This window comes from Mycobacterium sp. DL592 (assembly GCF_011694515.1).
Taxonomy (GTDB): Bacteria; Actinomycetota; Actinomycetes; order Mycobacteriales; family Mycobacteriaceae; genus Mycobacterium.
The window spans coordinates 4242930-4268512 of the sequence record NZ_CP050192.1 but is presented as its reverse complement, the minus strand read 5'-3'; the positions used below and the strand labels follow the sequence as shown (position 1 = coordinate 4268512).

Below are 25583 nucleotides of genomic sequence, written 5' to 3'. Positions count from 1 at the left end.
ACGCAACACGCCGCGCAAGGCGTACGAGAACGCACACTCGCGGCCTCGGGTGGCGAGAAGCCATGCCCACAGCACCTCAGCGGACCCTAGGGCGTCCCTGGCAAACGTGCGGTAACTTCAATCGACGGTCACAGGGTTGGCGAGGAGTACATGGTGGATGCCACGCCATTCGGGCACTATCAGCTGCGTGAGCTGATAGGTCGGGGCGGCATGGGCGAGGTCTACCGCGCTTTCGACACCAAAACCGACCGGATCGTGGCACTCAAGGTCCTCCCGCACCATCTCGCCGAGGACACCACCTTCCAGCAACGCTTCCGCCGCGAAGCCCAGGCCGCTGCCGCCCTCAACGAACCCCACGTGGTGCCCATCCACGGCTACGGCGAAATCGACGGCCGCCTCTATCTCGACATGCGCCTCATCGAGGGCCGCCCGCTGGGTGCCACCCTCACCGATACGAAGGTCCTCGACCCGGCCTACGCCGTCCACGTCGTCGAGCAGGTCGCGGCCGCCCTGGACGCCGCGCATGCCACCGGCCTGATCCACCGTGACATCAAACCTTCCAACATCCTGATCACCGACCGCCAGTTCGCCTATCTCATCGACTTCGGCCTGGCCCGCACCGCGGGCGAGAACGGACTGACCACCGCGGGCAGCACGCTGGGAACCCTGGCCTATATGGCCCCCGAACGCTTCGACGGCGGCCAGGCCGACCCGCGCGCCGACATCTACGCACTGGCATGCGTGCTCTACGAATGTCTTACCGGGTCGCGGCCTTATCCGTCGGACAGCATGGAACAGCAGATCGCCGGGCACATCCGCAAACCCGCGCCCAAACCGTCCGACAAAGACCCGCGGCTGGCCGCCTTCGACGAGGTCATCGCCAAGGGCATGGCCAAGAAGCTCGAACAGCGCTACCAGAGCGCTGGTGAGCTGGCCGCCGCCGCCCGCAAAGCCCTCGACACGCCGGTCCGCAAGACGAGCACGTCGGGCCGGCACTCCCTGCCCGCCAAGCGAATTCGGGTTCCCGGGAAAGTCCTGCTGGCCGTCGCCGGCTCGGTGCTGCTCGTCGCGACGCTCGGCATCGGTGCCTGGCAGTGGCGCGATGGCGACGGCCGCGGCTCCACCGCACCCACCAGCCTGGCCGGTGCGCTGTCGTCCTCGCAGGCTCCGCCCGCACCTGCCGGCGCTGTCCCCGAGATCGCGGCCACCGTCCCCGAGGCCATCCGCAAGACCGGGCGGCTGGTGGTCGGCGTCAACACCCCGTATGCCCCCAACGAGTTCATCGATGCCTACGGCAAGCTCGTCGGCTTCGACATCGACCTGATGAACGCGATGGCCCGAACCCTCGGTCTCACACCGGAATACAAGGAGACCGCGTTCGAGGCGATCATCCCCTCGGTGCGGGCCGGTGACTTCAACCTGGGAATGTCGTCGTTCACCGATACCAAGGAACGCCAAGCCGCCGCCGACTTCGTCACCTACTTCCAGGCCGGCACGCTGTGGGCACAGCGCCCCGGCGCCCCGGTGAACCCCGACGACGCGTGCGGGCTGAAAGTCGGTGTGGCCTACGCCGCCATCCAGGAGACCACCGAGATCCCGGCCAAGAGCGCGGCCTGTGTGGCGGCAGGCAAGCCGCCGATCGCCAAGGTCGTCTACACCCGTCAGGACGACCTCAATACCGCCCTGATGGCCGGCGAGGTCGATGCGATGTCGGCCGACTCGCCGGTCACCGGGTTCGCCATCAAGACCAGCGGCGGCCAACTCGAAGCCGCCGGTGAGGTGTTCGACTCCGCCCCCTACGGCTGGCCGGTGGCCAAGAACTCCGGGCTGGCGCAGTCGCTGAAGCTGGCCCTGGCGCATCTGATCGAGACCGGCGAGTATCGCACCATCGCCACCATGTGGGGTGTGGAGATGGGCATGATCGACGCGCCGCAGATCAACGCTGCAGTGCGCTGACCTGCAGTTCCTGATCGGCTCCCAGGAAGCGGTCCGGCAACGCCAGCTTCAGGATGGTCCGCTGGGCCAGGAAGAACTGCCGCGGCAGCGATCCCGTGGTGTACGGCAGCCCGTAGTCGGCGCACAGCGCCTGCACCTGCCGTGCGATCGCGGCGTAGCGGTTGCTGGGCAGATCGGGGAACAGGTGATGTTCGATCTGGTAGCAGAGGTTGCCGCTGAGGAATGCCAGCACCCGTCCGGCCTTGAAGTTGGCGCTGCCGAGCATCTGGCGCACATACCACTCGCCCTTGCTCTCCTGCTCGAGGGCAGCGGCGGTGAATTTCTCGGCGCCGTCGGGAAAGTGGCCGCAGAAGATCACCGCGTAGGCCCAGAGGTTGCGCAGCAGGTTCGCCGCCGCATTGGCGGTCAAGGCCCGCCGCCACCGAGTTCCGTTGAGCGCCGGGATCGCAACGTAGTCCTTGAGGACCTGACGGCCGATCTTGCGCTTGAAGGCTTGGCTCTGCGCGGCCCGCTGGTCATCGGAGTCCGCCCGCTCGTGCGCGGCGTGCAGTCCGTGCAGGGCGATACCCCACTCGAAGATGACGGCCAGCAACACGTTGCGGAACGGCTGGGCAAGATTGCGTGGCTGCCAGGCGACGTCGCGGCTAACGCGCATGATGCCGAAGCCGAGGTCGTCGTCGACGTCGACGACGTTGGTGAACACGTGGTGGCGGTAGTTGTGTGAGTAGCGCCACTGGGATGACAGCCCCGCCATATCCCACTCCCAGGCCGTGGAGTGGATTTCCGGGTCGTTCATCCAATCCCATTGCCCGTGACCGACATTGTGGCCGATCTCCATGTTCTCGATGCTCTTGGCCACCGCGAGTGAGACGGTTCCCAGCAGCCAGCCCGTCCGCGAGCGGCTGCCGAAGATCAGCAACCGGGCCCCGACGTCCAGGGCCCGCTGGAACAGAATGGTTCTGCGGATATAGGCGGCGTCGCGGGCACCGCGGGAGCTCTCGACCTCGGCTCGAATCGAATCGAGTGCGGCGGCTAGAGCGTCGGTGTCCTGTCGACTGAGATGTGCATACCCGGCGACATCGGTGATCGCGATGGTGAGTCCTCGAGATGATGGCCGTTGCGGGGTTGAGCGACAACGATATTGGAGGACGCGCCCGACGGTGAGCGGATGCTCGCGGCACCGCGCAAGGGCGACGCCGTTTCGGGCCGGCTGTGGTGCCAGCACGGCAAGCCTACCCGCGGCGGGCGACGGGTGCAGGCGCAGGCTTGGGCAAAGCCGAGCAATCGCGACCGAACTGGGGCAGGCTGGACTGATGGCGGCGCGTAGTTCCCACACTGTGCCGGCGTCAAGCCTGGTCCGGCTCGTTTGACGATCCAGGATGGGCTTGTCGCGGCCGTAGAGGGGCGGCGCGGAGCACAGGCCGCCGACCGTCTGTGTCAGGCGTGCGTGACGTTGCTCGACGTCGACGCCGCGGCGATCTCCCTCGTCTTCGACGGCACGAACACCGCCACTCTGGGTGCCAGCGGGCCACAGGCGAAGCTGTATGACGAACTGCAGTTCATCTACGGCGAAGGGCCCTGTCTGGACGCAGTGGCCGGCCGGGCCCCGGTGCTCGTCGTCGATCTCGGTTACCCGGGTGAAGCGCGCTGGCCCAGCTACGGCCGGGCGATGCTGGAGCACCACATCCGGGGTGTGTTCGCCATGCCCGTGCTGGCCGCGGGGGAGTACGTCGGGGCCCTCGACCTGTTCCGGGCAGAGCCGGGCTCGCTGCCGGGTGAGCAGATCGCCGGGATGGCGATCGCCGCCGAGCTGGCGTGCATACCGGTGCTGGATCTGCTGGCCGGCGATCTGCAGGCGGCCATCGAGGACCCCGCCAGCAGCGCATGGGCGGAGCTCAATGCGCTCAGCCGTGTCGAGGTCAGCCAGGCCACCGGCATGCTGGTGGCGCAGCTCGACATTGACCCGGCCGAGGCCCTGGTGCGCATCCGTGCGCACGCCTACGCCACCGGCCGAAGCGCCACCGACGTCGCCCGCGACATCCTGGACCGGCGCCTGCGATTGGACGCCGACTGATGCGCGACAACGAAATCTCATCCACACCAAGGCAGGGAGGGAAGCCATGGTGAACGACGACAACCTTCGAGAAACCCGAGTGCTCAGCGCGGTGGTATCGCTGGTCGACCGTCTGCTCGACGACTTCGACGTCGTCGACCTGCTCACCGAACTCACCGAACGCTGTGCCGAACTGCTCGACGTGGCCTCGGCCGGGTTCCTGCTCGCCGATCCGCTGCAGCGACTTCATCTGCTGGCCGCCACCTCCGAGCAGACCCGCGAGCTGGAGCTGTTTCAGCTGCAGGCCGAGCAGGGCCCCTGCATCGAGTGCTACCGCACCGGGGAGCCGGTTCTGGTCCCGGACCTGCGCGGTGAGGCAGAGCGGTGGCCGCGATTCGTCCCCGCCGCGGTGGACGCCGGTTTCGCGGCAGTGCACGCGGTGCCGATGCGGGCAGCCGGTTCCGTCCTGGGCGCGCTCGGCTTGTTCGACACCAGCCCCGGCGCGCTCACCGAAGCGGACCAATTGGTCGGTCAGACCCTGGCCCACATCGCCTGTGTGGCGGTCCTGCAGGAACACCCGCCGACGACGGCCACCGTGGTGGCACCGCTGCGCTCGGCGCTGACCTCACGAATGGTCGTCGAACAGGCCAAGGGATTTCTGAGCGAGATGCTCGGAGTATCGGTGGACAAGTCCTTCCAGCTGCTGCGCGCCTACAGCCGCGCCCGCGGGGAGCACCTCACCGATATCGCGCGGCGGCTTATGCAGGAACGCCACACGCGTCCCGAGATTGTGCGGGCTCTCTCGGAGCTGGCCCGCAACCAGTGAGCGCCGGTTAGTGCTGACGGGCCCGGGCCCGGCGGACAGCCTCGTCGACGATCTGCTGGGCGACTTCAGCCAGTTTGACGTGCTCGGTTTGGCTGATGCGGGTGAGGCGGTCGAACGCCTCCTGCGAAGTACCGCCAGATCGGCTGCGGAGGATGCCGATCGCCTGGTCGATCACCGCCCGGCTGCCCAGCGCCGCCTGCAGTTGCGTGGTGCGTTGGCGGGTGCTGGCCAGTAACTGCGCGTTGTACACCGCCACCGCCGCGGGCCCGGAGAACTGGATCCCGAGTGCCACCGCGTGGTCGGCGAACGCGTCCCGGCCGTGGGCGTAGGAGTTGATCGAACCGATCACCTGCTCACCGATGGTCAGCGGCAGCGCCAGCACCGAGTGCACCCCCATGCGGGCCACCCGGCCGCCGAAGTGCGGCCACCGGCGGTCGCTGCCCAGCGAGCCGCTCACGGCGGGCCGCCGGGACTGAATGCAGGTGATGCACGGACCTTCGGAGAGTTCCTCGTATTGCACGGTGTCGATCATGCGGACGAAGTCGGCGGTTGCCGACCAGGCCTGGATGTGGGGCTGCTCATCGCCGGTCGAGGTGTCGTCGGAACGGACCAGGGTAACCCCCGCGCCGTCGGCTCCCGGGATGGCTTGCACGGCGAATTGTGCTACCTGGCTGAGCATTTCATCGACGGAGCAGGCGCCCGCGACGATCTTCGCGACACCGCTGAGCCCGGCGTTGAGGTCGAACTCGTCGGCTTGCATCTGGGCCGGTGACAGCTCGGGCTCCGGCGGCAGCTTGCGGCCGGGCTGGACGTCGTAGTCGGCCATCGCCCCCTCCTTCGCCCCGGGGGCCAATCTACGCGTCCACTTCAGACGACCAAAGCCATGGCGTGAGCGCGCCGCAACTTGCCCGACGGGGTCTTGGGGATGGTTCCGGGAGCAAGCACCACCACCCGCCGGGGCCGGGCCTCGACCTCGATGACGACCTCGTGGATCACCTGACGTTCGATCCTGCGGACCTCGTCGCGGTCGTCGCACGATGTGGACTCCACGGCCACCGCGAACGACTCGCGGGACTGTCCGGCATCCAGTCGCACCGCCACCGTGCAGCCGGGGCGGACGCCGTCGACGCGGGAGGCCGCCCGCTCGATGTCGGTGGGATAGATGTTGCGCCCGGCCATGATGATGACGTCCTTGAGCCGGCCGCAGACGACGATCTCGGCGTTCTCGGTGAGGTAGCCCAGGTCGCCGGTGTCGTACCAGCCCTCGTCGTCCTGCGCCGAGACGAATCCGGCGATAGTGGTGTAGCCGGGCGTGACGGGTTCGCCGCGGACGTGGATGACGCCGACACCGCGGGTCGGCACCAGTGCGCCGTCCTGGTCGACGATGCGGACGTCGAGCCCGTCCAGCGGGCGGCCCAGGGTGACCAGGCGCCGGACGTTCTGCCGGGCCGCGGGCACGGCGCGCTGCAGCACCGCCAGCAGGTCGGCGTCGACCTCGTCGACGGTCATACCGGCACCGCAGGGCGAAAAGGACACCGCCACCGTCGTCTCGGCCATCCCGTAGGCGGGCACGATCGCCTCGGGCCGCAATCCGTAGGGTGCACCGGCCTCGCACAGCTCCTCGACATCGGCAGGGTCGACCTGCTCGGCTCCCGACAGCGCCCACCGCAGCGACGACAGGTCGAACTGACCCGGCGTCGCCGAGTGCCGCAGTCGCTTCGCCAACAGGTTGTAGGCAAAGTTCGGCGCGGCGGTCATCGTGCCCTTGTATTTGTCGATCAGCTTGACCCACAACAAGTTATCGCGCAGGAAGTCCATCGGCGTGAGCTTGACCAGCTCGGCGCCGAAGTACATCGGCACGGTCAGAAAGCCGGTCATGCCCATGTCGTGGAAGCACGGCAGCCAGCTAACGATCACGTCGGAAGCCGGGTCGAACTCCGCGCCGACGAACATCGCCTCGGCGTTGGCAACGACGTTCGCATGAGTGATGTGGACGGCCTTGGGTGAACCTGTCGACCCCGAAGTCAGTTGCAGCAGGGCCAGATCGGTCTCGGCGGTCGGCACGGGCCGCACGGGGCGTGCCTGCGCGAGTTCATCGACGATCAGCACCGGCATGCCCAGCTCGGCGAGCAGCGGCGCAGCCGGCAGGAACGGGTCGGAGACGACCACGGCCTTCGCGTCGATCACCGAGATCACCGCGGCGGTCTCATCGGCCCAACGCTTGAGGTCGGTTCGGGGTGTGGGCTGGTGCAGCATCGTGACCGAAGCCCCGCGCATCCAGATCGCCTGTGCGGTCGGTGCGATATCGACCGGGGCCCCGGCGAGTACGGCCACGGCGTCGCCGTGGCCCACCCAGGCCCGCGACAGACCGCCGGCGATGTGCCCGGCGCGCTGATGCACGTCGGCCCAGCTGTGCCGGACCGCATTGTCGGGTTCCCCGGTGATCATGCCGTTCACGCTCCACTGAGCATTTCCGAACATCGTCTCGGTGAACTGGCTCATGAATGTCCTGTGCCCGCCGCGCGAGGACGCGGCCCGCTAGGTCGTGGCCGCAGCGATACTGCACTGCGAGTGCCATGCGCCGAAGGGGCGCCACAACTACGGGTCGGTCAACGCCGGACCGGTACTCCGGTGCGGTGGGGCGTCCAGATCGCCACCGTGACGTTGCCGCGAGGCTGCTGCGTCAGCCTCATCGACCGTACCGCGCTATTGGCTGCACGGCCGAACGACTCGGTACTAGTCCTCGTCGCTGATGATGTGCATGGCGGCCTCTTCGGCCGAGGCCGCGCCACCGTCGATCCCGACGTCGGCGGCGAACAACTCGGCGTCATCGTCCTCACCGGATCCGAGGTTCGAGGCCACCAGCCGGCCCGAACGGGCGCGGCCCACCTCGTCGTCCTGCGGGAACTCGGATACGCGCTCGGAGTCGTCGGAGCGGTCCTGCTCGAACTCGTCGAGCACGTTGTTCAGTCGCGACAGCGGATCGGGCTCTTCCTCGGCCAGCAGCTCATCGAGGGTCTCCCTGCCGGGATGGTCGAGCACCGCCTTGGCATAGGGCCGCTCCGGCGGGGAGATTCCCTCGTCAAGGATGTCGTCGACGCCGCGGTCGACCAGGGTGTCCTCCGGCTGCAGCTGGTTGTCGTCATCGACGCTGTACTCGCCGGACTCGATGCTGGTGTCGTCCCAATTGCTCACAGTTTCCACAATGGCACGAATCGACCTGAAAGCCTCGGTCAGAGCTTCCATTGGTGCCTTTGGTCACCACCTAGCGAGCACATAGCGAGTTCTTTGAGCGTCCTAAAAATCGGCTGACACTCTCGTGGACATGAACTCACCTCGTTCCGGATTCCGCCGGGCCGCCGTCGCCTCGTGGACGCTGGCCGGAATCGGCGTCGCCGGAGTGGCGGGCGCCTCCGCCCTGGCCTACGCCGACACCTACAAGCCGCCGCCGGCCGCGGAAGCCCCGGCACCTGAGGTCCTGGCACCCGCTCCGCCGGTGGACGTGGCACCGCCGGCACCCCCGGCTGACGCCCCGCCGCCGCCGCCCGTCGACCCGGTGGCACCGGCCGCGCCGGCACCCGTCGCGCCGGCCCCTGCCGAGACCTACACCCCGCAATACACGGCCCCTGCCGAGACCTACACCCCGAAGTACACGCAGGCGCCCGTCCAGCAGCAGGAGCCCGTCCAGCAGCAGGCTCCGTCGTCCTCGTCCTCCTCGGGGCAGTCCGCGTTCCCCATTCGCAAGAGCCACGTCCCGGCCGGCGGAGGCAGCGTGTCGGGCGGCGGCAACAGCTTCTCGCCCCACGTCACGTTCTCGCGCGGGTCATGACCAGTGAGGCCCTGTGGGCGCTGGGGCGCGGCAACGGCATCGTCGCCCTCGCATTCATGACGGTCTCGGTGGCACTCGGCATCGTCACCCGCTCGGGGCGCCCGCTGGTGGTGCTGCCGCGCTTCGCCGTCGCTGACGTGCACCGCTTCGTCGCCTTGGCCGCAACACTTCTCGTGCTGCTGCACATGGGCCTGCTGTTCATGGACCCCTACGCCAAACTTCGACTCATCGACTTCGTCGTGCCGTTCCTGGGTGCCTACCGGCCGCTGTGGCAGGGGCTGGGCACCGTCGCCTTCGACGTGCTCCTCATCGTCATCATCACGAGCCTGCTACGACAACGTCTGGGGCTCAAAGTATTCCGGGTCATTCACTGGGTCACGTACCTCCTGTGGCCGATCGCGATGGCCCATGCCCTCGGCAATGGCACCGACACCGACCGCATTTGGTTCCTGGCCTTCGCGGGCTGCTGCGCTCTGATCGTGGTCGCCAGCGTCGTGTGGCGCCTGCGCTCCAACTTCACCGAGTACGCCAATGCGTGACGCCAGACTGCTAGGTGCCCAGGGCCCCGGAATAGCCGCGCACCAGAGCCACTTCGGTCCCTTGCCTAAGGTCGGACCCGACCTCATCGCCGCCATCGCCGAAGCAGGACTGTCCGGACGCGGCGGCGCAGGCTTTCCCACCGCCCGCAAGATGGGTGCGGTGACGGGGGCCAATCCGGTGGTCGTCGGTAACGGTGCCGAAGGTGAACCGTTGAGCCGCAAGGACGCGATGCTGCTGACCCGCGCACCGCACCTGGTGATCGACGGCCTCGAGGCCGCCGCCGCGGCGGTAGACGCCGACAAGCTGTACCTCTACGTGCACGCCGACGCGATACCCGCGGTCACCAAGGCGCTGACTGAACGCCCGAACCGGGTCACCGTGATCGAGGCTCCGGACACCTTCGTCGCCGGTGAGGAATCATCTGTGGTCCGTCGGATCGAGGGCGGTCCCGCTCTGCCACGCGACCGTGTGGTCCCCACCGCCATCTCCGGCGTGCGCGGGCGTCCCACCCTGGTCAACAACGTCGAAACGCTGGCTCACGTCGCGCTGATCGCCCGCTACGGCGCCGCATGGTTCCGATCTGTCGGTGACCGTGACGAACCCGGCACCATGCTGGTGACGCTGTCCGGTGCGGTCGACAATCAGGGTGTTCTCGAGGTGCCGACGGGTACACCGCTCACTGACATCATCGACCCACGCGGGGTCTCCGCGGTCCTGGTCGGTGGCTATCACGGAAGTTGGCTTCTCGCAGATTCTTTTGCCGAAGCGCGGTTGTCCAGGGCCGGGCTGAAGGAGCTGGGGGCCAGCCCCGGTGCGGGCATCATCCACGCACTGGGCCGCACCGAGTGCGGGCTGGCGCGCACCGCCGAGATCGTCGGCTACCTGGCCGACGAGAGCGCCCGCCAGTGCGGGCCATGCCGCAACGGCCTGCCACGGTTGGCGGAACTGGTCGACGAACTCGCGTATGGGCGCGCCAATGATGCTGTGGCCAAGGAGATTCGGCGAATCGTGCGGCTGGTCGACGGGCGCGGATCATGCCGGCACCCGGACGGCTCCGCGCGTCTGATCCGCAGTTCGCTGCGCGCTTTTGCCGTCGACATCGAACTGCATCACCACGACCGCTGCACCGCCGCCGACGCCGTGGTGCGCGACTAGCCCTGAGCCGGTGCCAGTAGCTCCTCGGTCGTCGACGCGTCATCCGGTGTGGCCGCGGCCATCATGATGTCGTGTGCCCGGGCAGGTTCGGTGCCGGCGGGAACCACCAGCAGCACGACCTTGCCGCCGCCGATTCCCTGGACCTCGACGGTGTGGTCGGGCTGGCGCTGGTAGCCGGCGAGCCGCACGGTGCGATCGCCCACCAGCATCTTGGCGGGGGCTTTGACCCACTCGGTCATCTTGTAGAGCACATAGGTGATCGGGCCGAGCCGGACCGACAGGACCGCGAGCAGATCCGGAACCTCGTCTTCGAGAGTGTCGCTGTGCGGCCACCAGGCGCCGTCGACCCGACCGGTCAGGGGAGCTTTCGGTTTGAGCCGCAGCCGGGGCGTCTCCTGGGGAGGAGCTTGCTGCCAACCTTGCGATGATCGGGTGTGTGTCGGCGTCACGAGACGCTCCTGCCTCCGACCGCCGGGCGGCCGAAATTGTCAGCGACGAAGCGACTTTGGATGTGTGCGACGTACCGCCGATACCGTCGACTCTACGCCCTCACCGGGGCAAAGTGAACCGCTCGACCTGACGTGCAGACCGATTGAACGCGAAAACTATTTCAAGCCAACATTTTTCGCGTGAATAATGCCGCTGGATCAGCGGCGCTTGATGTTGAGCACCGGGTCGCTCGCCGTGCCGTCGCTCTTGCCGCGCTTCTCAGCCCTTTTTTCTTTCAACGACTTACCGGGCTTCTTCGACATCGACTGCCGAGGGGATTTGTCAGACACTATGGGCCCTTTCATCAGGGGGCCGGTGGCAAGGTCCCGTTCACCAGACGCTACACGCGAAAACCCGGCCGGGGACCGTGACGGTGTCGACGTAGGCTGATCCGATGGCCCGGGCGAGCCAAGACGGCGAGGAATCACCGAGTTCCGACGACGCCAATCTGCGCGCCGGTATTGCCGATCTCGCCGGCTTGGTCGCCGACAGCCGCCCGCTGCCCGAATTGCTCGCCGAAGTGGCCGCGTTCGCGGCGAGTGCCATCCCGCATGCCGACGGTGTGGGGGTGGTGTTGCTGCGGGGTGAGCAGACCGGCCCCGTGGTCGAAGCGTCAGCCGCCAGCGACACCTTTGTCGAACAGATCGACCACATCCAGTACGTCACCCTCGGCGAGGGGCCCGGTATCACCGCCGCACAGCAGGGCAGCCCGGTGTGCTCCGGGTCCCTGGGCGGTGAGCAGCAGTGGCCACGGTTCGGGCCCCGTGCGGGACGGTCGGGCATCCACAGTGTGCTGGCCCTGCCCCTGGCGGTCGGCGATCAGGTATTCGGCGCCATCTGCGTGTACTCCCGCGACAAGGACGCCTTCGGCCGCCACGCCTGCGAACTCGGTGAACTGTTTGCCAAACCGGCAGCGGTCGCTGTACACAACGCGCGAATCCTCGCCCAGGCGCTCGCCCTCACCGACCGGCTCCAAGCAACCCTGCTCACCCGGCCGATCATCGATCAGGCGGTCGGAGTCATCCGCGGACGCACCGGACGCAGCACCGAGGACGCGCTCGAACAGCTCCGGACGATCAGTCAAGCCGAGCAACGCAAGCTTGCGGAGGTTGCGCGCAGCGTCGTCGACGAGGCTGTGCGTCGAGCCCGCGCCCGGCGGAAGCCGTGACCAGGGGTGTAACATGGGGTGAGTTGGTAACCCAGCCAGCCCGGGATTAGTCAGCTGTCCGCTGCTGAACTTGCCGAGCATCAGCTCACGCCGGGCACGCCGGTGACAACCGCCAGGCGGGATCACCTTGAATTTTCTTTCGACCCTTTCTTCTTTGACGTATCCTGCTGCGCCCCAACACATTCGGGCAGCCAAGCGAGTCGGAATCGTCAGCACCTACCCTCCGACACGGTGCGGCCTGGCCTTCTTCAGCGCGGCATTGGCCGACGGGCTGCGTGCCAACGGTGTCGACGTGGCCGTGGTGCGCATCGCTGACGGCACACCGGCCGATGACGACACCGTCGCCGGCGAACTGGTCAGCAATTCTCCCGCATCCACCGCCGCCTGCGCGGAGCTGCTGAACTCCTGCGACGTGGCAGTCATCCAGCACGAGTACGGCATCTACGGCGGAGCCGACGGCGAGGATGTCATCGAGCTCATCGGCGGCCTGCGGGTTCCGTCGATCGTCATCCTCCACACCGTGCTCACCGAGCCGACGCCGCATCAGCAATTCGTCCTGGAGACCGTCGCCGCCGCAGCCGACCACGTCGTCGTCATGACGTCGGCGGCTAACGACCGCCTGTGCCACGGCTACGACGTCGACTCCCGCAAGGTGTCCACGATCGCCCACGGTGTCACCGTCGCGACCGGCGCCCGGGTGAAGCGGTCCGGACGCCCGATGCTGCTCACCTGGGGCCTGCTGGGTCCGGGCAAGGGCATCGAGCGCGTCATCGACGTCATGCCCTCCCTGCGCGACCTGCCGGGACGGCCCCGATACGTCGTCGCCGGCCGCACCCACCCCAAAGTGCTTGCCGCCGAAGGGGAAGCCTATCGGGAGTCACTCATTGCCAGGGCGGCCGATCGCGGAGTCTCGGACTCGGTGCACTTCGAACCCTCCTACCGCTCGAGCCTCTCGCTGAGCGCGCTGGTTCAGTCCGCCGCAGTGGTGGTGCTGCCGTACGACTCGACCGACCAGGTCACCTCGGGGGTGTTGGTCGATGCGATCGCCAACGGCCGCCCGGTGGTGGCGACCAGGTTCCCGCACGCGGTCGAGTTGCTCAGCGACGGTACCGGAATCGTCGTCGACCACGATGACCCCGCCGAGTTGGCCGCGGCCCTGCGCCGCGTACTGACCCAACCCTGTCTGGCCGGGGCGATGGCGGCGAGGTCACGCGAGATCGCGCCGAACATGGCGTGGTCGATGGTTGCCGCAGACTATCTGGCGCTTGCTAATCGGTTGCGCGCCAACCGGTCGGCGACGGTATGACAGCTGACGCTTCGGCCCCCGTGTTCGACCACCTGATCCGGATGACAGACGGTCGCGGCACGTTCGAACATGCCCTCCTCGACCAGCCAGACCCCAGCCACGGTTACTGCACCGACGACGTGGCCAGGGTTCTCGTCGTCACCACCCGGGAGCCCAACCCGTCCGGGGACGTCAATCGCCTCGCCGGGGTGGCGTTGCGATTCCTCGGCGAAGCGCAGGCTCTCACCGGCGCCTGCCGCAACCGGATGGACAGCTCAGGCAAGTTCGCGGACGAGGCGAGCCTGGAAGACTGTTGGGGCCGATGCCTGTGGGGTTTGGGCACCGCGGCCGCACACAGCGACGTCCCCTGGGTCCGCAAGTCGGCTTTGATCCAGTTCGAACGGGCCGCCAAGGTCCGCTCGCCGTGGCCCAGGGCGATGGCCTACGCCGCACTGGGCGCCGCCGAAGTCATCTCGGTGTATCCCGACCACAGTGCCGCGCTCAGTCTGATCACCGACTACGCCGTGTCGATTCCCGCGCCCAACGGCGACGCGGCCTGGCCCTGGCCCGAACCGAGGCTCGCCTACGCCAACGCGGTGTTCGCCGAAGCGATGATCGCGGCAGGCGTTGCCTTGGAGGCGCCCAAACTGTGGCAGCGCGGGCTCGAACTGCTGGCCTGGCTACTCGGCGTCGAGACCGGCGACGGTCACCTGTCACCGACACCGGTCGCCGGTCGCGGCCCGCACGACCCCAAACCCGCATTCGATCAGCAGCCGATCGAGGTCGCTGCCCTCGCCGATGCCTGCGCCCGAGCAGCCGCCATCGACGCCAGCGCAACCTGGCCGGATGGGCTCCGTGCAGCGGCGGCCTGGTTCGAAGGCTCCAACGACGCCAATGCGCTGATGTGGGACCCCCAGACCGGGGCCGGCTTCGACGGGCTGCACGCCGACGGGGTCAACCAAAACCAGGGTGCGGAATCCACCTTGGCCGTCATTGCCACGCTGCAGCACGCCCGACGCGTATCGCTTCTGCAGCAATGACTTCCACGACCGCGTTGGTCACCACCCGCAGCACCCAGCGGCTCGTCGCCAACCCCGCGCGGGTCATCAGCCGACTCTTCGTACCGGGACAGGAGGGATTCGAGCACCAGGATTCCCGTGCCGGGCTGGTGCTCGAGCGAGTTCTAGCTCTGGCGGAGGAGGACGTGCTGGTCGAGCTGGACGACGTCATCACCCGATTCGACCGGCGACACCGGGATCTGGCAGGCACCTTCCGTCAGCATGCACGCGAACTCACGGACCGACTCGGCCCTGGCGAAACCCTCTCCGACGCAAGGATGTTGTTGCTGGGAGCCGTCTTCACAAGCGAGTATGCGATCGAAGGGGCGGCGCTGTGCAATCCCAGTATCGTGGCCGACCCCGATCAGTCCGGGTTGCCCGCGGGTGATCTGAGATTCGTTATGAGCGTGCGCAGCATCGGGGAAGGACACATCTCCTCGATCGGCTTTCGCAGCGGGGTGATCGATTCGCGAGGTAACCCTCGAATCGATCGCCCGGTCGCGCTGGCCACGATTGGCTGGACCGGGCCTGCTCTTCTCGATGCCGCAACGTTTCGTGCCGAGTTGGCCCGACTCGACGACGTGGGGGAGGCGGCCGAGTATGTGTTCGGAGCCCTCGGTGACCGCTTCACCCGGGCCGACCTCGACGACCAACTCGCCCGGCTGCAATCGCACCGGCGCACGCGCGGCCATGCCCAGGCCACCATCTCGCAGATCAGGTCGATCGCCGCCCGCTACTACGCCCTCGAGTTCCGGAATCGGATACCGCTCTCGGAACGTGTTCTGTGGCCGTCGACCAGCGTGGAGGCAGTCGGCATGGAAGACGCCCGCTTCGTCCGATTCGTAGACGACGACGGATTGGTGACCTTCTACGCCACCTACACCGCCTACAACGGTTCCAATATCACCCAGCAACTGCTGGAAACCCACGATTTCCAATCGTTCACCTCGCGGCCGATCGTCGGATCGGCCGCGGCGAACAAAGGTCTCGCACTCTTCCCGCGCCGCGTCAACGGGCGTTATGCCGCCTTGTCGAGGGCCGGCCGGGAGACCAACGCGATCGCCTACTCCGACCGGCCGTACGTGTGGACAAACCCCATCGAGATCCAGCGACCGGCGCAGCCGTGGGAGATCCTGCAACTCGGCAACTGCGGAGCGCCCATTGAAACCGAATACGGCTGGCTGGTTTTGACGCATGGTGTCGGCCCGATGCGCACGTATCACATCGGCGCGCTACTGCTTGATCTCGACGAACCGACCCGCGTCATCGGCCGGCTGCGGGAGCCGCTCCTGAGTCCGGCCGCTGATGAGTCCGACGGTTACGTCCCCAACGTCGTCTACTCGTGCGGAGCGATCGTCCACGCCGACACACTGGTGCTCCCATACGGGATGAGCGACGCCGCAATCGGATTCGCCACCACCCCACTTCCCGAGCTGCTGGCTGCCCTCATTGGCTGAGAATCAGCCGGCCGCCGTGGTGTGCGATCTTCCCCGGTTGGACGCTGAGCCGCCCGCCATGGATCATGGTCCGGTATGAGGCGAGAGGTGGGATCGGATCTCGAAGTCGAGATCACCGAGCCGACGACGTTGGAGTTCCAGATCGCTGTCGCCCCGCACCCGGGCACATCGGTATCTGAGGCGTTGACGTTCGTGCTGAACGGTTCTCCTGTCACGGCCTTGGAGATCAGCGGCACGCACGGCAACCGGATCCACAAGCTCGAGGCCCCGGTGGGCACGCTGAAAGTGCACTACGAGGCGACGATCACCGGCCGAACTGACCCGGCGCCGGTCACCGAGCACGATCTGTCGGTGTACCTGCGGCCCAGCCGCTACGCCGAGGCCGACAAGTTCTATGGTTTTGCGGCAACGGAATTCGGCGGCTACCTGGACTCGACCGACCTGTTGGAGAAGGTGTCGCGATGGGTGGGCAACCGATTGAACTATGTACCCGGCTCCAGCGACCCGATCGACGGAGCTGTCGACACCCTGCTTGCCGGCGCCGGAGTGTGCCGCGACTTCGCGCACCTCGTGGTCGCGATGCTGCGGGCGGTCAACGTTCCGGCCCGGGCCGTCGCGGTGTACGCCCCCGGCCTATACCCGATGGACTTCCATGCCGTGGCCGAGGCGTTCGTTGACGAGCAGTGGCGGGTGGTCGACCCGACGCTGCTGGCACCCCGGCAGTCCCTGGTGCGCATCGCCACCGGTCGCGACGCGGCGGACACCGCGTTCCTCGACAACCACAAGGGTGCGATCACGCTGACCTGGCTCGAGGTCATGGCGATCGTCGACGGCGATCTGCCGAGGGATTCGATCGACCAACTGGTGTCGATCGGATAACTGGCCTAGCGAGCGGCGGCGGTCAGGTGCGGGTAGGTGGCCTGGCGGTGCTGGAACGCCAGAATGGCCTCATTCAGGACGACCCCGTCGCGGATTTCGATGGCCCGCGGAATGGTCGAACATCCGCTCCAGCTGTCCGGGCCGCCCAGAACCGTCGCGATATGCGGCAGCAACGCCAGGCTGATCTCCCACGTCGCGGAGTTCCACAGATAGGACGGGCTGTGGTCGACGGCGTAGTAGTGCACGCCGGGCGCGACCTCGATGACCGGGTCGGTGAACGATGTGGGCCGTGCCCAGCTGAAACCCATCCCGCTGTCGCAGGAGACGTCCACGATCAGTGTGCCGGGCGTGAAGACGTCCAGTTCGTCGTCGGTGACGAAAATCAGTGGCGCTGAAGGATCCTGCAGGACGCAGTTCACCACGATGTCGCTGTCGGCGAGGAAGTCCGCCATCATGACCGGACCGGTCGGGGAGTCCGCCCACGTCCGATCGAGGATTTCGGGATCCTGACGCATCTGGAAGATCTGGGTCGAATGGATCGGCGATGCGACGGCGGCGACCTCGCGGTTGGTCAGCACCCGCACATCGTCGACGCCGTGCGCATTGAGGGCGGTGACCGCGCCGCGTGCGGTCGCGCCGAATCCGATCACCGTGGCCCGCAGTCGCCGGCCGTAGCTGCCGGTCGTGCCCGCCAGTTGCATCGCGTGCAGAACCGAGCAGTAGCCCGCGAGCTCGTTGTTCTTGTGAAAGACATGCAGCGCGAAGGAGCCGTCGTCATGCCAGTGATTCATCGCCTCGAAGGCGATCAACGTCATGTGCTGGTCGATGGCAGTTTGGGTCAACGCGGTGTCCTGGACGCAGTGCGGCCAGCCCCAGACGATTTGTCCGGTCTTCATTTCCGCGAGATCTTCAGCCTGCACCTTGGGCAGCAGGATCACGTCGCACTCGGCGATCAGTTGTTCTCGCGACTTGAAACCGGCGACGAGACCGGCCAACTCGTCCGCGCTGGTGTCGAAATCCTCGCCGTAGCCGTGTTCCAGGAAGATTCGTGTGCGCAACTGCGGATCGATCCGGTCGAAGTGCGCCGGATGGATCGGCAGCCGGTGTTCGTTCTCCTTGCGCGAGTGCGCAAGGACTCCCAGCGAAAGTTGTTGATCTCTCGAGTCTTTGCGTTGTGCAGCAGTGTGATGGGAATCGTCAGACATTGCAGGCCCTCTTGATGGGGGGACCCGGTTGGACCCGTCTGCTCAACCGTACGCCCCGGCCACCCTGCGGGTATCCCGGCAGCGGCGCAGGTAGGCGGACCGTACCGGTGTAGGGTCTGCGTAGAGGTCCATCTCGCATTGGCGGCGATCGTGTTGTGCTGATACGTCGGGGATCAGCCCTGCTAACGCCAAAGGAATTTCAGATGGACGGATCCATTGAATCCACGTCGGCGTCTTTGTTGAAGCACTCCTGGACTGCGCGCCGCCTCGCGAGCCCGGTACGTATCTCGTTGAGCCTGTGCCCGGGCGGCGTCATCGACGGGGCCTGGTGGCCGCACTCGGGCTCACTGGCACGCGAGCTGCCGTCTCTCGTCGACGCGTTGAAGTCCACTCTCGGTGAAATCCTCGACATCAAGCTCAACTGGACCGCCAACGCGGGTGCTCCCGTGCTCAAGCCGCTGTCGTCGGGTTCGATGTCGATGCTGGGATGGAACGACCGCCGCCAGCGGCTCGTGTTCGTCATCGGCCGTACCGCCCAGGCCCGGCTGCTCGTCATTCCGGACTCCGCGACACCCACATTGGGCCGGATGGTGTTGCGCCGGGCCGCCTCGATGCCCCTGTCCGCCGCCGACCAGAGCAGTCCGATCCTGGAGACAGCCGAGTGCATCTTGCGGGCGGCAAAGGCAGAAAGCTTGTCATGGGCGGCAGCACCCACGGCCCGTGGCGTAGAGCCTTCAGCCCTCTGACGTTGTCACGGTCGTGTGGTGCAACCTCACAGCCGGTACATCTCCCGCGACATCGACGCTTGTTCGACGAAGCTCTCCCGTCTCGGCGGATACTGCGGGTGAACCACGCGGTTCTCCCGGCTGACGTGGGCGATCGGCCGGACCAGTGCCAGCAGGCGCTCGATGAGGCGCGCGGGCGATAGGCCGACACCTGGCAGTGCAACCATCATGACCTCCTGGTCCACGCAGAGATCAGCGGCGGCATCTCGACGCTGGCTCCCGCATCGGGATCTGCCAGATCGCCTTTGGCCAAACCACGTTGGTCGGCAATCGGATACACCGATCGCCAACTCGTCATCTCGCTGTCGGCATGTCCGAGCGGGTAGCTGGTCGTCATCCGAATCCTCTCCTGGCGGTCAGATTTGTAGACTAACCGGTCTAGACCAATTCGTCTAGACGGTTCGGTCTAGTCGTTTTGGTCCAGTGGACCGCAGGAGCATCTATATTGGGTGGCATGGCCGCCGACCAAGCAACCCTGTCGCACAAGGAGCGGCTGCTGATTGCCGGCGCGGACCAGTTCTATGAGAACGGGTTTCACGGGACCACGATCGACGCGGTACTCGCCGCGGCGGGCGTTCCGAAGGGCTCCTTCTACCACCATTTCGGATCCAAGGAAGCATTCGCCCAAGCCGTACTGGATCGCTACGCCCAATTCCAGGGCGAGCTATTCGCGAAGTGGATCTCGAAGAAGGATCTTTCGACTGCCGACCAGCTGGCCGGTTACTTCAAGGATCTGTCAGGCGGCTTCATTAGATCTGGCTTCCAGAACGCCTGTCTCATGGGAAAGTTCTCCACCGAGATCGCCGCGACGTCTGACGTCTTTCGGGACCAATTGGCCGCTCAGATGGCTCTGTGGAAGCGACAGTTGGCGCGCCTGTTCAGCACGGGCCAGGAGCGTGGTGACATTCGCCGCGATCGCACCGCCGATGAACTCGCCGACGCGGTGTTGGCCCTGATCCAGGGCGGTTTCGTCCTCACTTTGTCCACCCGCGACAAGAACACCATCGCCACGGTCGGGGCCACGATCATGGAGATCATCGAACCGTCGGCACGCTGAGGTCTCAGCCTGCGGGTGTAGTGTCGAGGGTGGTCCGTCAGTAGCGGTGATGCGTTCTCGTGAATCGTCCGCGGATCTACCCTCCTATTCGTGAAGGGCCCGCGAATGCAACATTCCGACCTTTTTTCTCAGCCTGTCGAGGTCGTCGAGGCCGGCGCCTACGACAAGGACAGCGAGCCCGTGAAGAATCCGGTCTTCTCCGACCGCGACGACTCCGACCGTCCAACGTCTGATCCGGCCTCGTCGTGAACGGGCTGCGCGGGCCGCGACGGACCGCGAGCCCGGTACGCCTGACCCTCAATCGAACCCTCGGCGCCGACATCGACGGTGCATGGTGGCCGCACACCGGTGCGATGGCCCGCGAGCTTCCTGAACTCATCGAGTCTCTGCATTCGCAACTCGGCGAGATCGTCGACATCAACATCAACTGGTCGTCGACAGCCGGTGCACCGCTCATGATCACGCAGTCATCTGCCGCGCTGCTCAAGATGCGCTGGAACGACAGCCGTCAACGGATCATGGTGGTGATCGGTCGTCTCGGCTGCGCGCGGCTGCTCGTCATTCCGCATATGACCACACCCCAATTGGCCATGATGGTGCTGCGTCGCGCCGCCGACATGTCCATCCCCATCGCAGAGCAGGACAGTCCCGAGTATCAGGCCGCCGACCGGGTTGTCCGCGCCGCCCAGTCGCAGAGCGCCACCCAGACCGCGCAGGCCAGTGGCGCGCAGTCTGCGGTCACTCCGCCTAACTGACCAAATGCCAAGGGCTGGCACGGCATAGCCGTACCAGCCCTTGGTTGGTCTGTGGTCCGATCAGACCGCGGACACCCGAGTCGCCTGGGGACCCTTGGGGCCCTGGCCGACCTCGAACTGAACGCGCTGATTCTCCTCGAGCGACTTGAAGCCGCTGCCCTGGATCTCGGAGTAGTGCACGAACAGATCCTGCTCGCCACTGTCAGGAGCGATGAAGCCGAAGCCCTTTTCGCCGTTGAACCATTTCACAGTTCCCTGTGCCATCTGTCTTTCTTCTTTCATCAGTTGGATGCCTACTTGCGACACCCAGTGTTCACATCGGCGATCGCCGGCGTGAAATCTAGTTCGCTCCAACCCTGGAGCGAGGCCGGCGGGCGCGCCGACGGCCGGGTTGCCCACCACCGGTACCCGTACGCGGGCGGTTCTGGGTGGACGGTGCCGGGCGACGCTGCTGCGGGGCAGCGACGGCGACGGCTTTCGGTGCCTGGTAGGGAGCAACCTCGCCCACCAATGCCTGGACCGACTCGGAGTCATGCGAAACCTGTTCGGGCGCAACCGCGATCCCGGCACGGCGAAGCAGTGCCTGGGTATCACGACGCTGCTCGGGCAGCACCACGGTGACGACGTCACCGGCGCGGCCCGCGCGTGCGGTCCGGCCCGAGCGGTGCAGATATGCCTTGTGCTCGGCCGGCGGGTCGATGTGCACCACGAGCTCGACGTCGTCGACGTGTACGCCGCGGGCGGCGATGTCGGTGGCGACCAGAACCCGTGCCGTCCCAGCGGTGAACGCGGCCAGGTTGCGGTCACGTGCAGGCTGAGAAAGGTTGCCGTGCAGGTCGACTGACGGAATACCGGCCTCGTTGAGCTGCTTGGCGAGCTTGCGGGCGTGATGCTTGGTGCGCAGGAACAGGATTCGGCGCCCGGTGCCGGAGGCCAGGGTGTGCACCAGTTGCTTCTTGGCTTCCACGCCGGAGACGTGGAACACGTGATGGGTCATCGCGGCCACCGGTGAGGTGTCCGAGTCGACCGCGTGGGTGACCTCGTTGCGCAGGAACCGCTTGACCAGCTTGTCGACGCCGTTGTCCAGCGTCGCCGAGAACAGCAGTCGCTGACCGCCACCGGGGGTGGCCGCGAGGATACGTGTCACGCCGGGCAGGAAGCCGAGGTCGGCCATGTGGTCGGCCTCGTCGATCACGGTGATCTCGACGGCGTCGAGGGTGATCAGCCGCTGGCGCATCAGGTCCTCGAGCCGGCCGGGGCAGGCGACGACGATGTCGGCGCCGTCCTTGAGGGCCTTGACCTGCCTGCTCTGCGGCACGCCACCGAAGATGGTGGTGACCTGCAGGCCGTAAACCTTGGCGAGCGGGGTCAGCGCCGCGGTGATCTGGGTGGCCAGCTCACGAGTCGGCGCCAGTACCAGGCCGGACGGCCGCGACGAGCGTCGGGTGACCTCAGCCAGGCGGGCGACCAGCGGGATGGCGAATGCCAGCGTCTTACCGCTGCCCGTCTTGCCGCGGCCCAGCACGTCGCGCCCGGCCAGGGTGTCCGGCAGGGTCGAAACTTGGATGGGGAATGGTTCGGCGATGCCGTTCTCCGAAAGCGCGCGCACCATGGGTGCGGGCACGCCGAGACCGGCAAAAGTTGATTCGGTTGTCATGCTGCCTTTCAGGCAATGAAGAGGTGGCGAGATTGCCGGGAGGCAAAATCGATCGCCGCGAGACTGTGTGCCCGGGGGCACAATCAGCTGAACTCGGCCTTGCGGCCGGTGAAGTGAAGGTGTTCCACGACGTACTGGTCAGCGCGTTGCGATGCCAGCGTTGAGATGAGCATAGCAGGCCGGCGCCCAAATCACCCCTGTGATGTCAGCGGTTGACGTCGACGACCAGACGTCCGCGCACAGTGCCGTCCATCAGCTCGCCTGCCGCGGCGATGGCCTCACCCAGCGAAATCTCGCGCACGATCTTCTCCAGCGCCGCCGGATCGAGGTCACGCGCCAAGCGGTCCCAGGCCGCCAGCCGCGGCGCTCGCGGCGCCATCACGCTGTCGATACCCAGCAGCGACACCCCGCGCAGGATGAACGGCGCCACCGAGGCCGGAAAGTCCATCCCCTGAGCCAGTCCGCACGCCGCGACCGCACCGCCGTAGCGGGTCTGCGCGCACACGTTGGCCAGGGTGTGGCTGCCGACGGTGTCGACCGCCCCCGCCCAGCGTTCCTTTTGCAGCGGCTTGCCGGGGGCGCCCAACTCGGCGCGGTCGATCACCGTCGTCGCGCCCAGCTGTTCCAAATAGTCTGTCTCCGAGGCCTTTCCGGTGGCGGCGGTGACGCTGAACCCGGCCTGCTTGAGCAACGCGATCGCGATGCTGCCCACGCCGCCGGTCGCGCCGGTCACCAGGATCTCACCGCGATCCGGGGTGAGGCCGAACTTCACCAGCGCCTCCACACACAGACCCGCGGTGTAGCCCGCGGTGCCGATCGCCATTGCTTGGCGGGAGTCGAACGCCGACGGTAGCGCGATGAGCCAGTCCCCGGACAGCCGCGCCTTCTGCGCGAGGCCGCCCCAGTGCGTCTCGCCGACACCCCAGCCGTTGAGGACCACCCGGTCACCGGGGGAGAACTCGCCGTGCGAGCTGTCGGTGACCACGCCGGCCAGGTCGATACCGGGCACCATCGGGAATTTGCGCACCACCGGTGACTTGCCGGTGATGGCCAGCCCGTCCTTGTAGTTCAGGGTGGAGAACTCCACCTCGACGGTCACGTCGCCGTCGGGAAGTTGTGCCTCGTCGAGGTCGGCGACGGTGACCGTCTGCCCTGATTCGCCCTTGTCGATCAAGATTCCGGAGAACACCGTCGTCCCTTCGTCGTCGCCAGAGGCACATTCTCGCAGGCTTACTTTCCGCGGCAATTGGGAACCCCACGCGTCAAAGACGCCACTGGAGGGGTGAGCAAGGAATGGGTGTGTTGCGCACCGACGTCGCGGTGACCGCGATGACGTCGACCACCGCGCTGGCCTCGGACGCCGAGCAGACCTGGCAGCACCTGCTGGAGGGCGCCAGCGGCATCCGCCCGCTCGACACGTGGTTCACCCGCGAGCACTCCTCGCCGGTGATCATCGGCGGCGCGCTGCAGGAGGACTTCGACGAACACCTCAATCGCGTCGAACTTCGTCGGCTGTCCTATCTGGGGAAGATGGCCACCGTGCTGGGCCGGCGGCTGTGGGACCAGGCCGGCGCACCCGAGGTGGACACGACGCGGCTGACCGTGTCGATCGGGCTCGCGCTGGGCACCACCGAGGAGATCGCGGTGCAGTACGGCGACTGGGAGGACCGCGGCCTGCGTGCCATGTCCCCGCTGGCCGTGCAGATGTTCATGCCCAATGCCCCGGCCGCCGCGGTCGGGCTGGAACGCCAGGCCAAGGCCGGTGTGATCACACCCGTGATGGCTGATGCCTCCGGTGCCGGCGCGATCGCCGAAGCGTGGCGGCGTCTGGTCCTGGGCGAGGCCGACATCGCGATCTGCGGCGCCGTGGAGACGAGGGTCGAGGCCGTGCCGGTGGCCGCGTTCACCGCGCTGGGCTTGTTGTCGACGAACAGCGACGACCCACCGGGCGCCTGCCGACCCTTCGACCGCCACCGCGACGGTATGGTCCTGGCCGAAGGTGGCGCCTTGATGCTGATCGAGACCGAGCAACACGCCAAGGCCAGGGGGGCGCCAATTCTGGCCCGGCTCATGGGAGTTGGCGTCAACTCCGACGGATACGACGACCTCCGCCCGGATCCCACCGGAGCGCTGGCCGCCGACGCCATCGCCAGGGCAGTGCAGCTGGCCGGGCTGCAACCGGGCGACATCGACCACGTCAACGCCCACGCCACCGGCACAACGTTCGGCGATCTGGCTGAGGCGCAAGCCATTCGGCGCGCACTGCGCGGGCATACGCCCGCGGTGTACGCCCCCAAGGCCGCACTGGGACACTCCCTCGGTGCCGCAGGCGCGGTCGAGGCGGTGCTCACCGTGCAGGCGCTGCGCGACGGCGTGGTGCCCGCCACCCGCAACGTCAAAGACCTCGACCCGGCGATCGACCTCGATGTCGTCGTCGACCGGCCGCGCCCCGGCAACTACCGATACGCCCTCACCAACTCGTTCGGCCTCGGTGGGCACAACGCGGCCCTGGTCTTCGGCGCCGCCTGACTACTGCTTGACCAACGTGAACTGGCCGACCTCGGACACCCCTCGGCTGAAGAAGTCCGAGCAGCCGACCAGGTAGCGCAGATAGCGGTCGTAGATCTCCACCGAGGTCGCGGCGATCGCCTGGTCGCGGGCCGCCTCCAGCCGCTGCGACCAGATGTCGAGCGTGCGGACGTAGTGCGGGGTCAGATAGTTGAGGCTCTCGACGGAAAACCCTGCCCTGCCGGCGAAGTCGGCGATGTCGTCGTCGCACGGCACCGCCCCGCCGGGGAAGATCTCCTTGGCGATGAACCGCATGAACTTCAGGTCGCTCATGGTGATCGGGATGCCCATCTCCGGCCAGCGCTTCAGCGGATGGCCCATGATGGTCTGCAACACCATCCGGCCGTTGTCGGGCAACACCCGGTGACACATCTCGAAGAACGCGGCGTAGCGGTCCTTCGGAAACGCCTCGAACGCCTCGATACTGACGATCCGGTCCACCGGCTGATCGAATTCCTCCCAGCCGCGCAGGAGGATCTGCCGGGATCGCTGCGAGTCGATGTCGTCGAGGACCTCCTGGCCCAGAGAGCGCTGGTTGCGGCTCAGCGTCAGGCCGAGCGTGTTCACGTCGTGGCGCTGCACGGCCCGCTTCATCACCGAACCCCAGCCGCAACCGATGTCGAGAAGCGTCATCCCCGGCTGCAGATACAACTCGCCGAGCGCCAGGTCGATCTTGGCCAGCTGGGCTTCTTCCAGCGTCATGTCGTCGCGTTCGAAGAACGCACAGCTGTAGGTGCGCGACGGGTCCTGGAACAGCCCGAAGAAATCATTCGAGATGTCGTAGTGGGCCTGAACGTCTTCATATGCGGGCCGCAATTGCGTAGAGCCCGACCTGCTCTGCGTCATGAGTGACGAACCCCC

At 66.9% G+C, this 25583-nt stretch carries 28 protein-coding genes; 16 read left to right on the top strand and 12 right to left on the bottom strand.

Features of this window, described 5'->3' with window-relative positions:
• The first annotated feature begins 153 nt into the window (after positions 1 to 153).
• Positions 154 to 1956: a bifunctional serine/threonine-protein kinase/transporter substrate-binding domain-containing protein gene (locus HBE64_RS20515; RefSeq protein WP_167106378.1), complete on the top strand. Its 1803-nt coding sequence runs from the start codon at positions 154 to 156 to the stop codon at positions 1954 to 1956.
• Here HBE64_RS20515 and HBE64_RS20510 read toward each other — a convergent pair.
• The gene (locus tag HBE64_RS20510) at positions 1937 to 3049 is read right to left on the bottom strand and encodes a fatty acid desaturase (RefSeq protein ID WP_167109486.1); all 1113 of its coding nucleotides are present in this window, start codon (positions 3047 to 3049) and stop codon (positions 1937 to 1939) included. The genes HBE64_RS20515 and HBE64_RS20510 overlap by 20 nt on opposite strands.
• 273 nt (positions 3050 to 3322) lie before the next feature.
• On the opposite strand from HBE64_RS20510, the gene HBE64_RS20505 reads away from it, so the two are divergent.
• Both HBE64_RS20505 and HBE64_RS20500 read left to right on the top strand, forming a co-directional pair.
• On the top strand, positions 3323 to 4030 hold the full coding sequence (locus tag HBE64_RS20505) for a GAF and ANTAR domain-containing protein (protein ID WP_167106375.1): 708 nt from the start codon (positions 3323 to 3325) through the stop codon (positions 4028 to 4030).
• A 46-nt stretch (positions 4031 to 4076) separates the two neighbouring features.
• Positions 4077 to 4835 carry a GAF and ANTAR domain-containing protein gene (locus tag HBE64_RS20500; protein WP_167106371.1) on the top strand — a complete coding sequence of 253 codons (759 nt, stop codon included), beginning with the start codon at positions 4077 to 4079 and terminating at the stop codon, positions 4833 to 4835.
• A gap of 7 nt (positions 4836 to 4842) precedes the next feature.
• Here HBE64_RS20500 and HBE64_RS20495 read toward each other — a convergent pair whose 3' ends face one another.
• The 3 genes from HBE64_RS20495 to HBE64_RS20485 all read right to left on the bottom strand — a co-directional run bounded on the left by HBE64_RS20495 (position 4843) and on the right by HBE64_RS20485 (position 8030).
• Positions 4843 to 5661, bottom strand: coding sequence for a GAF and ANTAR domain-containing protein (locus tag HBE64_RS20495; RefSeq protein WP_167106368.1), 819 nt, complete (start codon positions 5659 to 5661; stop codon positions 4843 to 4845).
• Positions 5662 to 5702: 41 nt separating this feature from the next.
• On the bottom strand, positions 5703 to 7337 hold the full coding sequence (locus tag HBE64_RS20490) for a fatty acyl-AMP ligase (protein WP_167106365.1): 1635 nt from the start codon (positions 7335 to 7337) through the stop codon (positions 5703 to 5705).
• Positions 7338 to 7571: 234 nt separating this feature from the next.
• Entirely contained in the window at positions 7572 to 8030 is a 459-nt protein-coding gene (locus HBE64_RS20485) for a DUF5709 domain-containing protein (protein WP_167106362.1), read from the bottom strand.
• Positions 8031 to 8160: 130 nt separating this feature from the next.
• Between HBE64_RS20485 and HBE64_RS20480 the strand changes: the two genes are divergently transcribed.
• The 3 genes from HBE64_RS20480 to HBE64_RS20470 are packed head-to-tail and all read left to right on the top strand — an operon-like array spanning position 8161 to position 10359.
• Positions 8161 to 8664, top strand: coding sequence for a hypothetical protein (locus HBE64_RS20480; protein WP_167106359.1), 504 nt, complete (start codon positions 8161 to 8163; stop codon positions 8662 to 8664).
• Positions 8661 to 9203: a ferric reductase-like transmembrane domain-containing protein gene (locus HBE64_RS20475; protein WP_167106356.1), complete on the top strand. Its 543-nt coding sequence runs from the start codon at positions 8661 to 8663 to the stop codon at positions 9201 to 9203. The genes HBE64_RS20480 and HBE64_RS20475 overlap by 4 nt, the downstream gene beginning before the upstream one ends.
• Positions 9196 to 10359: an NADH-ubiquinone oxidoreductase-F iron-sulfur binding region domain-containing protein gene (locus HBE64_RS20470; protein WP_167106353.1), complete on the top strand. Its 1164-nt coding sequence runs from the start codon at positions 9196 to 9198 to the stop codon at positions 10357 to 10359. Before HBE64_RS20475 ends, HBE64_RS20470 begins: the two co-directional genes overlap by 8 nt.
• Here the strand turns inward: HBE64_RS20470 and HBE64_RS20465 are convergent.
• The gene (locus tag HBE64_RS20465) at positions 10356 to 10808 is read right to left on the bottom strand and encodes a DUF5994 family protein (protein WP_167106350.1); all 453 of its coding nucleotides are present in this window, start codon (positions 10806 to 10808) and stop codon (positions 10356 to 10358) included. The two genes, HBE64_RS20470 and HBE64_RS20465, sit on opposite strands and share 4 nt — an antisense overlap.
• 434 nt (positions 10809 to 11242) lie before the next feature.
• Between HBE64_RS20465 and HBE64_RS20460 the strand changes: the two genes are divergently transcribed.
• From HBE64_RS20460 to HBE64_RS20440, 5 genes are all read left to right on the top strand, one after another.
• Positions 11243 to 12016: a GAF and ANTAR domain-containing protein gene (locus HBE64_RS20460; RefSeq protein ID WP_167106348.1), complete on the top strand. Its 774-nt coding sequence runs from the start codon at positions 11243 to 11245 to the stop codon at positions 12014 to 12016.
• A gap of 154 nt (positions 12017 to 12170) precedes the next feature.
• Entirely contained in the window at positions 12171 to 13322 is a 1152-nt protein-coding gene (locus HBE64_RS20455) for a glycosyltransferase (RefSeq protein ID WP_243841396.1), read from the top strand.
• Positions 13319 to 14341, top strand: a complete 1023-nt coding sequence (locus HBE64_RS20450; RefSeq protein WP_167106343.1) for a glycosyltransferase — start codon at positions 13319 to 13321, stop codon at positions 14339 to 14341. Before HBE64_RS20455 ends, HBE64_RS20450 begins: the two co-directional genes overlap by 4 nt.
• Positions 14338 to 15816 (top strand): glycoside hydrolase family 130 protein, encoded by a 1479-nt coding sequence (locus HBE64_RS20445; protein ID WP_167106341.1) that lies wholly within the window; start codon positions 14338 to 14340, stop codon positions 15814 to 15816. The genes HBE64_RS20450 and HBE64_RS20445 overlap by 4 nt, the downstream gene beginning before the upstream one ends.
• A 75-nt stretch (positions 15817 to 15891) precedes the next feature.
• Positions 15892 to 16695, top strand: a complete 804-nt coding sequence (locus tag HBE64_RS20440; protein ID WP_208300513.1) for a transglutaminase family protein — start codon at positions 15892 to 15894, stop codon at positions 16693 to 16695.
• Positions 16696 to 16700: 5 nt separating this feature from the next.
• Here the strand turns inward: HBE64_RS20440 and HBE64_RS20435 are convergent, their stop codons facing one another.
• The gene (locus HBE64_RS20435) at positions 16701 to 17900 is read right to left on the bottom strand and encodes a N(5)-(carboxyethyl)ornithine synthase (RefSeq protein WP_167106339.1); all 1200 of its coding nucleotides are present in this window, start codon (positions 17898 to 17900) and stop codon (positions 16701 to 16703) included.
• Between the two features lie 203 nt (positions 17901 to 18103).
• On the opposite strand from HBE64_RS20435, the gene HBE64_RS20430 reads away from it, so the two are divergent.
• Positions 18104 to 18646, top strand: a complete 543-nt coding sequence (locus tag HBE64_RS20430; RefSeq protein ID WP_167106336.1) for a DUF5994 family protein — start codon at positions 18104 to 18106, stop codon at positions 18644 to 18646.
• Between the two features lie 26 nt (positions 18647 to 18672).
• On the opposite strand, the gene HBE64_RS20425 is transcribed toward HBE64_RS20430, so the two are convergent.
• A complete protein-coding gene (locus HBE64_RS20425; protein WP_167106333.1) occupies positions 18673 to 18852 on the bottom strand; it encodes a hypothetical protein in 180 nt (59 codons plus the stop codon).
• Entirely contained in the window at positions 18852 to 19022 is a 171-nt protein-coding gene (locus HBE64_RS20420) for a hypothetical protein (protein ID WP_167106330.1), read from the bottom strand. Before HBE64_RS20420 ends, HBE64_RS20425 begins: the two co-directional genes overlap by 1 nt.
• A 117-nt stretch (positions 19023 to 19139) precedes the next feature.
• Here HBE64_RS20420 and HBE64_RS20415 point away from each other — a divergent pair, with 117 nt between their 5' ends.
• From HBE64_RS20415 to HBE64_RS20405, 3 genes are all read left to right on the top strand, one after another.
• On the top strand, positions 19140 to 19742 hold the full coding sequence (locus HBE64_RS20415; protein WP_167106327.1) for a TetR/AcrR family transcriptional regulator: 603 nt from the start codon (positions 19140 to 19142) through the stop codon (positions 19740 to 19742).
• A gap of 90 nt (positions 19743 to 19832) precedes the next feature.
• On the top strand, positions 19833 to 19991 hold the full coding sequence (locus HBE64_RS20410) for a hypothetical protein (RefSeq protein WP_167096576.1): 159 nt from the start codon (positions 19833 to 19835) through the stop codon (positions 19989 to 19991).
• Positions 19988 to 20497: a DUF5994 family protein gene (locus tag HBE64_RS20405; protein ID WP_167106324.1), complete on the top strand. Its 510-nt coding sequence runs from the start codon at positions 19988 to 19990 to the stop codon at positions 20495 to 20497. The genes HBE64_RS20410 and HBE64_RS20405 overlap by 4 nt, the downstream gene beginning before the upstream one ends.
• A 60-nt stretch (positions 20498 to 20557) precedes the next feature.
• Here the strand turns inward: HBE64_RS20405 and HBE64_RS20400 are convergent, their stop codons facing one another.
• From HBE64_RS20400 to HBE64_RS20390, 3 genes are all read right to left on the bottom strand, one after another.
• Positions 20558 to 20761 carry a cold-shock protein gene (locus HBE64_RS20400; RefSeq protein WP_163806794.1) on the bottom strand — a complete coding sequence of 68 codons (204 nt, stop codon included), beginning with the start codon at positions 20759 to 20761 and terminating at the stop codon, positions 20558 to 20560.
• Between the two features lie 76 nt (positions 20762 to 20837).
• Positions 20838 to 22154 carry a DEAD/DEAH box helicase gene (locus HBE64_RS20395; RefSeq protein WP_167106322.1) on the bottom strand — a complete coding sequence of 439 codons (1317 nt, stop codon included), beginning with the start codon at positions 22152 to 22154 and terminating at the stop codon, positions 20838 to 20840.
• A gap of 205 nt (positions 22155 to 22359) precedes the next feature.
• Positions 22360 to 23343 carry an MDR family oxidoreductase gene (locus HBE64_RS20390; protein ID WP_167106320.1) on the bottom strand — a complete coding sequence of 328 codons (984 nt, stop codon included), beginning with the start codon at positions 23341 to 23343 and terminating at the stop codon, positions 22360 to 22362.
• 104 nt (positions 23344 to 23447) lie between these two features.
• On the opposite strand from HBE64_RS20390, the gene HBE64_RS20385 reads away from it, so the two are divergent.
• Positions 23448 to 24683: a KasA/KasB family beta-ketoacyl-ACP synthase gene (locus HBE64_RS20385; protein WP_167106317.1), complete on the top strand. Its 1236-nt coding sequence runs from the start codon at positions 23448 to 23450 to the stop codon at positions 24681 to 24683.
• Here the strand turns inward: HBE64_RS20385 and HBE64_RS20380 are convergent, their stop codons facing one another.
• Positions 24684 to 25568 (bottom strand): cyclopropane mycolic acid synthase family methyltransferase, encoded by an 885-nt coding sequence (locus tag HBE64_RS20380; RefSeq protein ID WP_167106314.1) that lies wholly within the window; start codon positions 25566 to 25568, stop codon positions 24684 to 24686. It lies immediately after the preceding gene.
• Between the last annotated feature and the right edge of the window lie 15 nt (positions 25569 to 25583).